The organism is Lentihominibacter faecis (assembly GCF_014306095.1).
GTDB classification, from domain to species: domain Bacteria; phylum Bacillota; class Clostridia; order Peptostreptococcales; family Anaerovoracaceae; genus Lentihominibacter; species Lentihominibacter faecis.
The window spans coordinates 1-15301 of the sequence record NZ_JACRWC010000008.1 but is presented as its reverse complement, the minus strand read 5'-3'; the positions used below and the strand labels follow the sequence as shown (position 1 = coordinate 15301).

Below are 15301 nucleotides of genomic sequence, written 5' to 3'. Positions count from 1 at the left end.
GAAATTCCATGGATCGGGTCATGTGTACTTTTCGCTGAAAGACGAAAAAAGCCGGATCAACTGCTTTTTACCATCTGACCGGGCAGTGCAGATCGGCCGTGCACTGCAGGAAGGAATGGAAATCATCGCCAGCGGATACATCTATTTGTATGAGCGCGGCGGAAGCTATTCTCTCAACGTGACGGATCTGGAAAAAGCAGGTCAGGGCGAGCTTGCCATAGCATTCGAGAAACTGAAGCAGAAGCTTGCGAAAGAAGGATTGTTCGATCAGGAACATAAGAAACTGATCCCGGCCTTTCCTCACAAGGTGGCCATAGTCACTTCGGAGACAGGAGCGGCCGTTCGAGATATTTTGAAAATCATACAGAAGAAAAACAACTGCGTGGATGTGCTGGTGTACCCGGTCCTGGTACAAGGTCCGGGAGCGCCGCAGCAGATCGCGGATGCGATCCGGGATCTGAGTGAAAACTATCCGGATGTCGATACGATCATCACGGGCAGAGGCGGTGGATCCATGGAAGAACTCTGGGCCTTCAACGAAGAAATCGTAGCCCGGAGCATTTACGAATCGAAGATCCCTGTTATATCTGCCGTAGGCCATGAAACGGATTTTACTATCGCTGATTTTGTGGCGGATCTGCGTGCGGAAACGCCGACGGCTGCAGCGGATCTTGCTGTGCCGGATACCGGCCTCATCCATGAAGATCTGGAATTTTACCGAAAAGAAATGATGCGCTCTCTTGAGCTTCTTGTGGAGAAGAAAAAGCGCCGCATGGCGCTTTGCAGCATGGAGAACTTCGAGCGGGATATCCGCGGACGGATCGCCATGGAGCAGATGCGTATCGGCCATATGGCAGAGCAGATGAAACAGCAGCTGCTGGCGAAGGAAGAAAACTGCCGCAGCAGGCTGGAGCTTTTGCGGGAAACCGTGGAAGCTGCTGATCCGAACAGGATCCTGCAGAAAGGGTATACGATCCTGAGGGATGAAGAGGGAAACGTGATCCTGGATGTAGCAGCACTTAGAAAAGATCAGGATGTGAGCCTGGAAGGCGCCGGAGGCTTTGCAGAAGCGAAAGTCGTATCGGCGAGAAAGAAAGCCGGGAAGAAAGCTGAAAAGAGGTGAGGCACATGGCAGAAAAAAAGAAAAACTTCGAGGAATCCCTGAAGAAGCTGGAGAAGATTTCCACCAGCCTGAAAGCAGAGGATATCACCCTGGAAGATGCAATAAAACAATACGAAGAGGGGATACGTTACTATAAGGAATGCAGCGAGATCCTGCAGGACGCTCAGCAACGGATCGAAACTCTGACGAAACAGGAGTAACAGAAGTTGTAACAGGGAAGAAGGAGGAGTCGTGTTATGAAAGAGTATACTTTTGAAGATTACAGGAATATTGTGGAAAACCATCTGATGGATTTCATCCCGGATGTGGATCATAAAAGCATCACGCTTTATGAATCGATGAAATACAGTCTTTCTGCCGGGGGCAAACGGATCCGTCCGGTGCTGCTGCTGGCGACGTGTGATTTTTGCGGCGGTAGTATCGAAGAGGCTCTGCCTTATGCCTGCGCACTGGAATACATCCACAACTACTCTCTGATCCACGATGACCTTCCGTGCATGGACAACGATGATCTGCGTCGTGGAAGACCGACCAATCACAAGGTGTATGGCGAGGCGATGGCAACGCTGGCAGGAGACGGTCTGCAGGCTGCTGCCTTTGAAGTGATGAATCATGATATGCTCCTTTATTTTGACGATCCGGCTGCGCTGAAAAAGAGGATCCGGGCATCGTATGAGATCAGCAAGGGAGCCGGATGCCGCGGCATGGTGGCAGGACAGGTGGCGGACATGGAAGCAGAGGACAAGAACTGTTCTCAGGAGATGATCGATTACATCCATCTGACCAAGACGGCTGCGCTGATCGTGGCGGCGGTCCGTGCAGGTGCACAGCTGGGGAACTGTGATCCTGAGATGCTGGCACAGCTGACCATATATGCAGAAAATCTTGGACTGGCATTCCAGATCTGCGATGACATCCTGGACGTCATCGGCGAAGAAGAAAAAATGGGAAAAAAGGCCGGCATGGATTCCATCAATAAAAAAGCAACGTATCCAGCTCTCTACGGGCTTGAAAAATCCAAGGAACATCTGGAAGAACTGACTGATACGGCTATTGAGGCGCTGGCACGCTACTATGACAATGCGGAGGTGCTCACGAAGCTGGCAAAGGATCTGGAAGTCAGAGGCAAATAAACGGAATACTAAGACGAGGTAATTGACATGAAGGACTATTTGAAGCAGTTTCAGTTCCCGGAGGATCTGAAAGAAATGGACTATGACGAACTGGAACTGTTATCATATGAAATTCGGGACTTTTTGATCGAAAAAGTATCAAAGACAGGAGGGCATCTCTCCTCTAATCTGGGAGCGGTGGAACTGACGATCGCTCTTCATCGCTGTTTCGATACTCCGAAGGACAAGATCATCTGGGATGTAGGGCATCAGACTTACGTTCACAAGATCCTGACGGGGAGAGCAGACGGTTTTGACTCCCTGAGAAAATACGGCGGCATGAGTGGTTTTCCGAAACAAAGAGACAGTGAATACGACCTGTTTGATACAGGTCACAGCAGCACATCCCTTTCACTGGGGCTGGGGCTTGCTGCTGCGCGGGATCTTTCGGGAGAGGATTACGAGGTAGTGTCCGTCATAGGCGACGGTGCCATGACAGGAGGGCTTGCTTTTGAAGCGCTCAACAATACGGCCCATCTCAATACGAAGATCATCGTCGTGCTCAACGACAATGGAATGTCCATTTCCCCTAACATCGGAGGGCTGTCTCACTATCTGGGCAGACTGCGCGGTTCGCGGAAGTACATCTCCATGAAAGCTCAGATAAAGAAAAATATTTCTAAAGTGCCGCTCATCGGCGAAGGCATGATAGCCGGGATGCAGCATGCCAGGGATTCTATCAAATATGCGGTCATCGACGGAGTTCTGTTCGAAGAACTGGGATTCAAATATTTTGGTCCCATCGACGGGCATGACCTGCAGGAGGTCTGCGAAACGCTGGAACTTGCAAAGCAGACCGATGGACCGGTACTGCTGCACGTTATGACGCAGAAGGGCAAAGGCTACAGCAAAGCGGAGCTGAATCCTAACGTATTCCACGGCATCGGTCCGTTCGATATGGAGACAGGACAGCTTCTTTCCAAGAGTGTGAAGCCTTCCTATTCCAGTGTGTTCGGTTCTAAGCTGATCGAAATGGCACAGAAAGACGAAAGAATAGTGGCTGTAAGCGCAGCCATGCTGGAAGGTACAGGGCTTGCTAAATTCAGTCATGAATATCCGAAAAGAACCTTCGATGTAGGCATCGCTGAGGGGCATGCAGTCACATTTGCGGCGGGGCTGGCGAAGGCAGGGTGCAAGCCGTTCGTCACCATTTATTCCACATTCCTGCAAAGGGCATACGATGAAATCATGGAGGATGTCTGCCTGCAAAATCTGCCGGTGGTATTCTGCATTGACCGGGCAGGGATAGTAGGAGCAGACGGAGAGACTCACCACGGCATCTTCGATCTCAGTTATCTGAAGCACATGCCTAATCTGACGATAATGGCGCCGCAGGACGGAGCAGAGCTGGAAGCCATGATGGAACTGGCGGCGAAGCTGGATGGTCCGTGTGCGATCCGGTATCCGAGAGGAACTGCGCCGCAGCTGGGCGGAGCAGATCACGCAGAGAAACTGGAAGTGGGCAGAGCGATGCGTCTGCGGGAAGGAAAAGACGCAGATATCTGGGCGCTTGGCTCCATGGTGGAAAAAGCACTGGATGCGGCAGAGCTCTTAAAAGAACAGGGCATTGAAGCAGGAGTCATCAACCAGAGATTCGTAAAGCCTCTGGACGAGGAAGCTTTGCAGGAAGCGGCGAAGGCGCATGATCTTATGGTGACGCTGGAAGACAACGTCCTGACCGGCGGAGCCGGCGAAGAGATCGATGCACTGCTGATCAATGAAAATACACGGGTCCTCAATATGGGATGGCCCGATACCTTTATCGAACACGGAAGCTGCGACCAGCTGTACCGGGTACATGGTCTGGATGCCGCAGCTATTGCAGAAAGGATAAAAAAAGAACTTGAAGGCTAAAGAAAGACTGGATATCATTCTGACAGAACGAAATATGTTTCCGTCGCGGGAAAAGGCCAAGGCGTCCATCATGGCGGGCCTCATCTATGTGGACGGACAGCGGGTGGACAAGCCGGGAACGCCGGTGGACCGGGAAGCGGAGATCACCATAAAAGAGTCTCTGTGTCCTTACGTCAGCCGGGGCGGGTTGAAGCTGGAAAAGGCGCTTGCTCTTTACGGATTTTCACTGAAGGACAGCGTAGCGGTGGACATTGGTGCATCTACAGGCGGATTTACCGACTGTATGCTGAAAAACGGCGCGAAGAAGGTCTTTGCCATCGATGTGGGCTATGGGCAGCTGGATTGGAAGCTGCGCAATGATCCGAGAGTAGTCAACATGGAGAAGGTCAACGTCCGGTACCTTGATCCGGAAACCATTGAAACACCGGTGGATTTCATCAGCATCGATGTATCATTTATTTCTCTGAAACTGGTATTTCCAGTGGCTGCAGATCTTCTCGGAGAGGCCGGCCGTCTGGTCTGCCTGGTCAAGCCTCAGTTTGAAGCCGGCCGTGAGCAGGTGGGAAAGAAGGGTATCGTCCGCGACCCGAAGGTTCACTGTCAGGTCATTGAAAACGTTATCACATACGGCAGGGAAAACGGGCTTTACAGCCATGGACTGACCTGGTCGCCGGTGACGGGAGCCAAGGGAAACATCGAATACCTGCTGTATATGAAAAAACAGCCGCCGCAGGAAGAGATCAGCGAAGATGCGATAAAGGTGCTGGTCGCAGATTCCCATGCGGAGCTGGAATCATAACCAACTCAATACATTTTTACGGGAGGGAAGAAAATGGAGTTATCTAACAGAGTGAATGCCATGGGGCATTCTCCGATCCGACGTTTCAACAAGTATGCCATCGAAGCAGAAGCAAATGGAAAGAAAGTCTATCATCTCAACATCGGACAGCCTGATGTGGAGACGCCGGCATGCTTTATGGAAGCAGTGAAAGACTTCGACAAGAAGGTAGTTGCCTACTCGGAATCCGGCGGTGAAACCGTGCTGCAGGATGCGATCTGCCGCTATTTCGAGCGGTATGACATCCACTATGACCGCAGTGAGATCCTGGTGACTAACGGAGGATCTGAGGCTCTGAACATGGTTTTCACAGCCGTTATAAACCCTGGTGAGGAAGCGATCATCGCAGAACCGTTTTACACCAACTATCACACGTTCATCACAGCGGCAGGCGGCAGGGTCGTTCCAGTGACCACAAAGGCGGAAGACGGCTATGATTTTGCCAAAAGAGATCTGATCGAAGCAGCCATCACGCCGAACACCAAGTGCATCTGCTGCATCAATCCGGGCAATCCGACAGGCCGCGTACTGACCATAGATGATATGAAGCTGATCGGAGAAATCGCTAAGGAACACGATCTGTGGATCATTGCCGATGAAGTGTATCGGGAATTCGCTTATGACGATCGCAAGGCCGTTTCCTTCGGCATGCTGGATGATCTGGCTGACCGTGTCATCATAGTAGACTCCGTTTCGAAACGATTCTCTGCATGCGGTGCGAGAGTGGGTTGTGTAGCCAGTAAAAACAAGGAACTGATGGACGGTCTTATGAAGATCGCACAGGGAAGACTCTGCTGTCCGACTCTGGATCAGATCGGAGCGGCAGCTCTCTACAACCTGGATGAAGCCTACTACGATGAAGTGAAGGCAGAGTATGAATCCAGAAGAGACGTTTCCTATGAAGAACTTATGAAGATCCCGGGTGTCGTATGTCAGAAACCGGGCGGAGCCTTTTACATGATGGCCAAGCTTCCGGTGGATGATGTGGAGAAATTCCTTATCTTCCTGCTTACGGAATTCGAAGACAACGGCGAAACCGTTATGTTCGCACCGGCGGAAGGATTCTATGCGACAGAAGGCCTTGGAAATGATGAAATGCGTATTGCCTACGTGCTCAACAAGGATGCGATGCGCCGCGGCGTAGAACTGATCCGTCTGGGTCTGGAAGCATATAACAGTAAATAAAATGCAAAACAGCCGGCGCTGCCGGCAGCATAAACGAAAGAAACAGTGTGAGGTGCGGGGATGATTTCTCCGCATCTTGCGCATATTTGCGAAGGGTAAGAGAGATTGGAAGAAAGAAAGGAACAGTGGATGGCAGCGAAAAAACTTTCCCCTATGATGCAGCAGTATATGGACATAAAAGAGGCTCACCAGGATTGCATCCTGTTTTTCAGGCTTGGCGATTTTTATGAGATGTTTTTTGAGGACGCCAAACTGGTTTCAAGAGAGCTGGAACTGACTCTGACCGGGAAGAACTGCGGACTGGAAGAGCGCGCACCCATGTGCGGCGTGCCGTTTCATTCTGCAGACACCTATATCGCACGGCTCATCGAAAAGGGACACAAGGTCGCCATCTGTGAACAGACAGAAGATCCGGCCGCTGCGAAAGGTCTTGTAAAGCGGGAAGTCATCCGGATCGTGACGCCGGGTACGGTGCTTTCCAGCAATATGCTCAAGGAAAAAGAAAACAACTACATCGCCTCTATCTATACCGGGGAAGACTCCATCGGGCTTGCATACTGTGACGTTTCCACAGGTGAGATGAACCTGACGACTATCCGCGGAACAAACCAGCGGGAAAACCTGGTCAACGAGATCGTCAAGATCAATGCCAGGGAAGTCCTGGTCAGCCAGGAAACAGATGATAAGATCGATACGGAAGAGATGAAACCTGTCACAGAGGCGTATTTCAACATAGCAGCCGATGAATTTTATCGTCCTGATGCCGTGCGCGACACCATCAAAAGACAGTTTCACGTGTCAGCACTGCTGGGGATCGGTGTAGAGGAAGATTCTCCGGCGGAATTTGCCCTTGGATCGTTGCTGCTGTACCTGCTTGACACCCAGAAAAACAGCCTGGGTCATATCGCATTTCTCAACACCTATACTCTGGGACAGCACATGTCTCTGGACAAGGCTACCATCAAAAATCTGGAACTGACGGAGACGCTGTTCGAAAAAAAATTAAGAGGGTCTCTTCTGGGAGTACTGGACAAGACCGGTACAGCCATGGGATCGAGAAAACTGAAACAGTGGATCAAAGAGCCTCTCAACGATGTGACGGAGATCGCGCTCCGGCTGGATGCAGTGGAATACCTGACAGACAGCGTCCTGGCGCGCAACAACATACGGGAGCAGTTAAAACACGTCTACGACTTCGAACGGCTGACAGGAAGGATCGCCTGCGGCAGTGCCAACGGCAAGGATCTCATCGCCCTCAGCGCTTCCTGCAGTGCCTTACCAGATATCAAATACGAGCTTTCTGAATGCGGCAGCCGCCTTCTGGAGGATCTGGATGATGAAATCTCATCTCTGGAAGAAGTCCGCAGTCAGATCGATGCTGCCATCGTGGACGATCCGCCTTTCACCATCAAAGAAGGCGGACTCATCAAGGAAGGATTCTCAAGCGAGCTGGACGAGCTGAAACACTCTATCGCCGACGCCCAGAACTGGATCGCCGGACTGGAAGGCAGCGAACGGGAACGAACCGGCATCAAAAATCTGAAAGTCGGCTACAATAAAGTCTTCGGATATTATCTGGAAGTCACAAAATCCTATTATGATCTGATCCCGGAAAATTATATACGCAAGCAGACACTTTCCAACTGCGAACGTTTCATCACGCCGGAATTAAAGGAAACGGAACGTCTGGTGCTCAACGCCGAAACCAAGATCAACCAGCTGGAATACGATCTGTTTTTAGAGCTGCGACAAAACCTGCAGCAGTATATCGGACAGATCCAGAAAACCTCTCGGGCCATCGCATCTCTTGACGTGCTGACTTCTTTTGCGGAGGTCAGTGAAAAGTACGGCTATGTCAAGCCGCAGGTGGATGACGGTGATGTGATCCGGATCGAAAAGGGCAGACATCCTGTCATAGAACAGACCATCCGGGATGGTATTTTCGTCAGCAATGATACCTACCTGAACAAGGAGGATCAGAGCCTGCTGCTGATCACCGGTCCAAACATGTCCGGTAAATCCACTTACATGCGGCAGACAGCGCTCATCGTCCTCATGGCACAGGCAGGCTGCTTCGTACCGTGTGAGCGGGCACGGATCGGCGTGTGTGACAGGATCTTCACCAGGATCGGCGCTTCGGACAATCTGGCGCAGGGACAGAGCACATTCTTTGTTGAGATGAGTGAGCTTTCTTATATTTTAAACACGGCAACATCCCGCAGCCTGGTGATCCTGGACGAGATCGGCCGCGGCACCAGCACTTACGACGGACTTTCCATAGCCTGGGCAGCAGCGGAATACCTGTGCGGCAGCGGGAGAAAGATCCGGACCCTGTTTGCCACCCATTACCATGAGATGACAGCGCTGGAAGGAACTCTTCCGGGAGCGAAGAACCTTAACGTCGATGTGGCAGAGGAAAACGGCAACGTAGTATTCCTCCATAAGATCGTAGAGGGCAGCGCCAGCCGCAGCTACGGGATCCACGTGGCGAAGCTGGCGGGAGCACCGAAAGAATTGTTAGAACGGGCACAGGAACGTCTTGCGGATCTGGAAAACGGGAGCACGGCAGATGCTGTGGTGCTGCAAGCCCAACGCGCCGCAGGCGCTTTGCAGGAGCGAAAAACAGGGGAGCACGGCGATCTTTCTGCAAAGAAAGGGATGCAGGACAGCGACGGAGCCGGCACGAAATCTTCTGCAAAGGGGACCGTTTCGGAAGCGTCAGAGCAGCTTTCCTTTTTCGATCTGGCCCCGTCGGCTATCACGCAGAGGCTGCGCGATCTGGATCTGATGAACACTACGCCGTCGCAGGCTTTGCAGATTTTAGAAGAACTGAAAGAGTATTTATAAGGGTATATTATGATTCATGTATTAGAGAAACACATTGCGGATAAGATTGCGGCAGGGGAGGTCATCGACCGGCCGGTATCCATCATAAAGGAGCTGCTGGAGAACTCCATCGATGCAGGTGCTGATCAGATCACGGTGGAGATCCGAAACGGCGGAAAGTCCTATATCCGCGTTACAGATAACGGAAGCGGTATCGAAGCGGGAGACATGGAGACGGCTTTTTTACGTCATGCCACCAGCAAGATCAGCAGCGTACGGGATCTGGACGCCATCGGCACCCTGGGCTTTCGCGGGGAAGCACTGGCAAGCATCTGTGCTGTGGCACGGGTGGAACTGATCAGCAAAACGGCTGATGCGAAAATGGGGCGCCGGGTCGTGACAGAAGGAAGTGAGATCCTGGCAAACGAGGGGATCGGCTGCCCGGAAGGAACGACGGTGACCGTTCAGGATCTGTTTTACAATGTTCCGGCACGTCAGAAATTCCTCTCTTCGGATAATGGGGAATCCCGCCGGATCATCGACATGGTATCGCGGATCGCACGGGCATACGGAGATGTGCGTTTTACCCTGATCAACGGTAAAAAACAGGTTTTCACCACTCGCGGGAAAGGCAATATCTTCGACGCCATCGTCAGCGTTTACGGCAGTGATACAGGACGTGATCTTTTGCCGGTGGAACGCACCAGCGGGGATCTTATCGTCAAAGGGTTCGTGTCTGCGCCATCGGCGTCGGCAAGCTCCCGGAGCCGGCAGATCTTCTGCGTCAACGGCAGGGTCATATCCAGTAAAGTCCTGGAAAAGGCTCTGGATGAGGCTTATAAGGAGAAGTTGTTTCACGGCAGGTTTCCTGTCGCGTTCCTGTTTCTTTCTATCCCGCCGGAGAAGCTGGACGTCAACATCCATCCGACGAAAAAAGAGATCCGCTTCGATGACGATTTCGAAGTCCATGATTTTCTCGTAAAGGCGGTCCGTCAGGCACTGGAAGTCAGGGAATCACTGCCGCAGGTGCGCGGAGAAAACCTTCGTCAGATACGGGAACAGGAAGCTGCAAAGTCGGCTGCACCGGCCGATCCGTCAGCAGACAGCAAATCGCCGAACATAAGTGAAAGGCCGGAGGGGTCTTTGCAGGAGAAAACGGCTGTGCAGGTGGAAGAACAAGGGCACCACTATAAATCGGAGACCGTTGAAAGTTTTGCAGAAAAAGGCAGGGAATTTCAGGCAGGCGGCGATCAGATTGACATAAAAAATGTATTGTCAAGTTTGCGGGGCAGACAGCAGGAACAGCAGAAAGAACAAACGTTTTCGGAGGAGACCGGCATCAGACCGGAGCAGAAAAAAGGTCCTTTTGATTTTCAGGATCTTGATTACCTGGGAAGTATTTTTGACACGTATATCATGGCGTGCGATGCGGACTGTTTTTATCTCATCGACCAGCATGCGGCTCATGAACGTGTATTTTACGAGAAACTCCGGCATCAGTATGAATCTGCAGAAAAACTTAGTCAGACGCTGATGCTCCCCCTTCAGTTCCACGTGGCGGCTTATGTGGCTCAGACAGAAGAAGACTGGATCGACAAGATAAGATCCATGGGATATGGCATCGAGGATTTTGGAAACAGAACTTATATTGTCCGGGAAATACCTGCTTTTATGGAACTTGAGGAAGCGGAAAGTTTTTTGAATGATTTGTTTCAGGAGCTGGAGGACAGACCGGATCTTACCAATCAAAAGGTGCTTGACCGGATCATCATGCGTTCCTGTAAGTCAGCAGTGAAAGGCGGAGACCATCTGGAATCCGCTGAGATCGATGCATTGATCCGCGATCTTAAAAACTGTGTCAATCCGTTTTCCTGTCCTCATGGAAGACCGACGTTCATCAGGATGACACGCTATGAGATCGAAAAAATGTTCAAACGTGTGTAGAGGTTTTAGAATATGGGTAAAATTATTGCGATAGCAGGACCGACAGCAGTCGGAAAAACAAAATTCGCCATCGAGATCGCAAAGCGTTTTGACGGAGAGATCATATCCTGCGACTCGATGCAGCTTTATAAATACATGGATATCGGTAGCGCCAAGCCAACGAAGGAAGAACTGGCGCAGGTGCCTCATCATCTTGTAGATCTCATCGATCCCAGAGATGATTTTTCGGTGGCACAGTACCAGAAACTGGCCAAAGATGCCATCCGGGATGTCCAGTCACGCGGTAAGCTGGCTGTGATATCAGGAGGAACGGGGCTGTATCTCAATTCGCTTCTGTATGAAATGGACTTTTCAAAAGCACCGGAAAGCAGCCAGTATCGCAGGCTGCTGGAACAGCGTGCGGAAACGGAAGGCGGAGCCGCTTTGCATAAAATGCTGGAAGAACAAGATCCGCAGGCCGCGGAGCGTATCCATCCCAACAACATAAAAAAGATCATACGAGCGCTTGAGCGTCTGCATGAGGGAGAAGAGAAGGTGAAGTCTTTTCAGCAGGTTCAGCAGGAAACGACGGATTATGAGACGATCCTCATCGGACTTACGAGAGATCGGGCAGAGCTTTACGACCGGATCAACCGGAGAGTGGAAGTGCTGATAGAGCAAGGGCTTTTAGAGGAAGTTGAGGAACTGATGCGGATGGGGATGACGGAGGATCACATCTCTATGAAGGCCATCGGCTACAAGGAGATCCTGGCGTATTTCCACGGCAGGTGTTCTCTGGAAACAGCTATCGACAATGTGAAAAAAAACACGCGACATTACGCGAAAAAACAGTTAACGTGGTTCCGCAGATATGATAAAATAAAGTGGTATAATATATCAGAGTATTCGAATGATGAAACTGCTGTAGAAGGGATCACGGGATGGCTGGAGAAAAATCTGTAAAACTCCATAATAAAAGTGACAAGCCCGACAACATCATTTTGAAAGAACACGAGATCGTTTCAAAATGTGAGGAAATCCAGGAACAGCTTCCTGACTTCTTAAAGGGCTTTTTTCGTTATCTCAAAGGAGATGTTCTGTCGAAAACAAGATTCGCATACCTGGGAGATATCCACTTTTTCTGTCGATATCTCATCGAAGAGACGGATCTGACGGAGGCAACGGATCCTGCAGACATAAAAAAAGCAGAGTTTAATAAAATAAAAGCATCGGACATCAATGAATTTCTGGATCACTGCCGGGAATACTGGGTGAAACAGAATGGGCAGGACGTTCTTTATCAGAACGGCAGCAGGACGCTGGCGAGGAAGAAATCTTCCCTTTCTGTCATGTTCAAACAGCTGTACCGGGAAGGGATCATGGAGAAAAATATCACCGACGGATTCGATCCTATACGGGTTCCAAAGGCCAGCGAACGGGAGATCAAAGCGCTGCAGGATGACGAGGTGATGATCATGCTGGATGCCGTGGAGAGCGGTGACCACCTGACACCGAAGGAACGTCAGTACTGGAACAAGACGAAGAAGCGTGACAAGGCGATCCTGCTTCTGTTTATTACTTACGGTCTCAGGCTTTTTGAACTGCAGCAGCTGAATGTATCGTCTTTCAATTTTTCCCGCGGGGAATTCAAGATCTACCGTAAGCGTGACAAGGAAACGGTCATGCCGCTGAACCGGTCGGTGACAGAGACTCTGATGGACTACATAGACAATGAACGCAGACCGGATGATGAACTGGAGGAACTCCACAAGGATGCACTGTTCCTGTCTCTACAGGGAAAACGCATGACGGAACGGCAGATCCGGGAACTGGTGAAGAAATACACTTCCATCGGGCTTGCAACTTCGCGAAAAGCCGGATACAGTCCCCATAAACTGCGTGCCACGGCGGCCACCAGTCTTATCGGGCGGGGCAATTCCATCTACGATGTGCAGGCGCTCATGGATCACGAACAGGTGACTACGACCCAGCTTTATGCGGCTCACAAGATGAATGTAAAACGCGAACTGGTCAAGGACATGGAATGGGAATTAGAGAGAAAAGAAGGCACAGAAAGGAACAAAACGGAATGAAACGAATAACCGTCATATCTGTATTGATCATATTCATAGCAGGAACCTTCGGGGCTTCCTTCGCTTTTGCTGCGAAAACGGACGACAGCACAAAGAAAGGGAAGAGCAGGGTGGAATCGGTTTTTGAAGAAGCAGGAGATGATTCTGACCAGAACGGAACGGATCGTCTGGATCAAAAGAAATCCGTCTTGAAAGGAACACCGGATACTTCCTGGTTTGACTATAAAAATCCTAAGAAACAGTATCAGATCACTTCAGAAGAGCAGCTTATGGGACTGGCGAGTCTTGTAAATGAAGAACAGGCTTCCAGGTGGAAGCCGACCAGGACAGAAACCTTTGAAGGCGTGACATTCAAGCTGACGAAGGATATCAAGCTGACTGGTGAGTGGACCCCGATCGGAATGAGCGAGAGCATCTGTTTCGCAGGCTCTTTTGATGGCAACGGTCATACCATCAGTAACGTGATCATCAAAAACAACGCGGATTCCATAGGATTCTTCGGCTATCTCAAGGGAGAAGTAAAAGATCTTAACCTGAGCGGCAGCATCGAATCCACCGGCGGAGAATGCGGCGGTGTTGCAGGCAGTCTGGATCCGTCAGCCTCGGTAACGGGATGCAGTGCTGCTATGGATATCAACGCAGGCAAGAAGACAGGCGGCATCGTCGGCAGCAGCAACGGCGGTAAAATCGAAAACTGCGTCAATCGCGGAAATGTTTCCGGGACTTATAAAGTCGGCGGCGTAGTCGGCGAAAACTGGGGCGGGACCGTGAAAAAATGCGGGAATGAAGGGAATGTTTCTTCTTCTGTCCGCGGCGTAGCCACCTTCGGTACCGGCGGGATCGCAGGCCGTTCTGTAGCCGCGGCAGCGGTCGTTTCAGAATGTTACAATACAGGGAATATCAAGTCGGCGGCAGAGGCGACCGGCGGTGTAGTAGGATACATGAATGCGGATGGTTCCACCCTGACAAGCAGCTACAGCACCGGTAACATCACCATCAAAAGAATCAAGAGAGAAAAGGCTCTGACCAAGGCATGGGCAGGCGGTGTTGTAGGTATCGCAGGAAGCAAAGGCGTGATCATCTCCAACTGTTACAGTGCAGGCGCCATCAAGGACGCGGATGTCAGCGGCGGTGTGATCGGCAGATTTATCGCAGATAAGCGGGATCTTACAGAAGAGAACATCCAGAACAATTTCTATCTCAACGATAACATCAGTGTCGGCATCGGCGATAACAAGGGCCTGGGCGGTGCCGACATCCAGAAGTGCGCTGCAGGCGTTTCAGGAAGCACATTAAGCGGCATGTCGTCCGCTCTGAGCATCTCCTTTATGAAGGATGCCTCCGGGCTTTACGGCAATGATGGCTATCCTGTATTAAGATGGCAAGATCCGATCGATTCCAGCGACAAGTCCTATCTTGAGGGCGTTTCGAAGGATGTACAGAAAAAATTAGATAAATACCTTATTAAGAACACAGACACAACAAATAAGGGTGATATAGTAATCAGTATCTTCCATCCGGACAATTATCTGACGGATGCGCTGCTGATGTATACAGAGGCGATCGATAAAAATACAAAGAAAGATGACAGCCAGGATAAAGAAACTACTTTAGACAACGAGGAATAATCGAATGAAGAACAACACATATAAATTACTGAGAGATGAATTCGGCATTGCAGAGTCCATTCTGGATCTTATCGATGAAAGCGAAAAACAGGTGTCGTCCCACTTTTCACAGCTGGATGACACTATGGCATATAATCAGTACAAGGTCCTGGAAGCTTTTCAGCGCAACAACATCCGGGATATGCACTTTTCATGGAATACCGGATATGGCTACGATGATCCGGGACGCGATGCAGTAGAACGTGTCTACGCTGATATCTTCCATACGGAAGCAGCTCTTGTCCGTCCCACCATCGTAAACGGAACTCACGCACTGACCCTGACTCTCATGGGGATCCTTCGTCCGGGAGATGAAATGATCTACTGTACCGGCGGTCCTTACGATACGCTGGAGGAAGTCATCGGTCTTCGCGGAGAAGGCAAGGGCTCGCTGAAGGAATACGGGATCTCTTATAAGCAGGTGGAGCTGACGCCGGAAGGCAGCATCGATTACGATGCACTGCAAAGGGCCATCGGCCCGGCGACCCGCATGGTCTGCCTGCAGCGCGCGACCGGATACGCATGGCGCAAAGCGATTTCCATTGAGGAAATCAGAGAATGTACTGCATTTGTTAAGACCATCGATCCGAACATCATCTGCATGGCGGACAACTGCTATG

The 15301-nt window shown here is 50.8% G+C and carries 12 protein-coding genes; all 12 read left to right on the top strand.

Annotation, left to right across the window (positions count from 1 at the left end; genetic code table 11):
• Nucleotides 1-1123, top strand: a 1123-nt coding sequence (xseA, locus tag H8876_RS00430; protein WP_249286094.1) for an exodeoxyribonuclease VII large subunit, incomplete at its 5' end; no start/stop codon positions are given.
• A 5-nt stretch (nucleotides 1124-1128) separates the two neighbouring features.
• Nucleotides 1129-1323, top strand: coding sequence for an exodeoxyribonuclease VII small subunit (gene xseB / locus H8876_RS00425; protein ID WP_177265527.1), 195 nt, complete (start codon nucleotides 1129-1131; stop codon nucleotides 1321-1323).
• 36 nt (nucleotides 1324-1359) lie between these two features.
• Nucleotides 1360-2256, top strand: coding sequence for a polyprenyl synthetase family protein (locus tag H8876_RS00420; protein ID WP_249286093.1), 897 nt, complete (start codon nucleotides 1360-1362; stop codon nucleotides 2254-2256).
• 27 nt (nucleotides 2257-2283) lie between these two features.
• Nucleotides 2284-4149: a 1-deoxy-D-xylulose-5-phosphate synthase gene (gene dxs / locus H8876_RS00415; protein ID WP_249286092.1), complete on the top strand. Its 1866-nt coding sequence runs from the start codon at nucleotides 2284-2286 to the stop codon at nucleotides 4147-4149.
• A complete protein-coding gene (locus H8876_RS00410) occupies nucleotides 4139-4948 on the top strand; it encodes a TlyA family RNA methyltransferase (RefSeq protein WP_283241711.1) in 810 nt (269 codons plus the stop codon). Before dxs ends, H8876_RS00410 begins: the two co-directional genes overlap by 11 nt.
• 33 nt (nucleotides 4949-4981) lie before the next feature.
• A complete protein-coding gene (locus tag H8876_RS00405; RefSeq protein WP_249286091.1) occupies nucleotides 4982-6172 on the top strand; it encodes a pyridoxal phosphate-dependent aminotransferase in 1191 nt (396 codons plus the stop codon).
• A gap of 105 nt (nucleotides 6173-6277) precedes the next feature.
• Complete coding sequence (gene mutS, locus H8876_RS00400; RefSeq protein ID WP_249286090.1) at nucleotides 6278-9019, top strand: DNA mismatch repair protein MutS; 2742 nt, start codon at nucleotides 6278-6280, stop codon at nucleotides 9017-9019.
• Between the two features lie 9 nt (nucleotides 9020-9028).
• Complete coding sequence (mutL, locus tag H8876_RS00395) at nucleotides 9029-10942, top strand: DNA mismatch repair endonuclease MutL (RefSeq protein ID WP_249286089.1); 1914 nt, start codon at nucleotides 9029-9031, stop codon at nucleotides 10940-10942.
• Nucleotides 10943-10954: 12 nt separating this feature from the next.
• On the top strand, nucleotides 10955-11884 hold the full coding sequence (gene miaA, locus H8876_RS00390; RefSeq protein WP_249286088.1) for a tRNA (adenosine(37)-N6)-dimethylallyltransferase MiaA: 930 nt from the start codon (nucleotides 10955-10957) through the stop codon (nucleotides 11882-11884).
• Nucleotides 11863-13014 carry a tyrosine-type recombinase/integrase gene (locus tag H8876_RS00385; RefSeq protein WP_249286087.1) on the top strand — a complete coding sequence of 384 codons (1152 nt, stop codon included), beginning with the start codon at nucleotides 11863-11865 and terminating at the stop codon, nucleotides 13012-13014. The genes miaA and H8876_RS00385 overlap by 22 nt, the downstream gene beginning before the upstream one ends.
• Entirely contained in the window at nucleotides 13011-14642 is a 1632-nt protein-coding gene (locus H8876_RS00380; protein WP_249286086.1) for a hypothetical protein, read from the top strand. The genes H8876_RS00385 and H8876_RS00380 overlap by 4 nt, the downstream gene beginning before the upstream one ends.
• Nucleotides 14643-14646: 4 nt before the next feature.
• Nucleotides 14647-15301, top strand: a 655-nt coding sequence (locus tag H8876_RS00375; RefSeq protein ID WP_249286085.1) for a methionine gamma-lyase family protein, incomplete at its 3' end; no start/stop codon positions are given.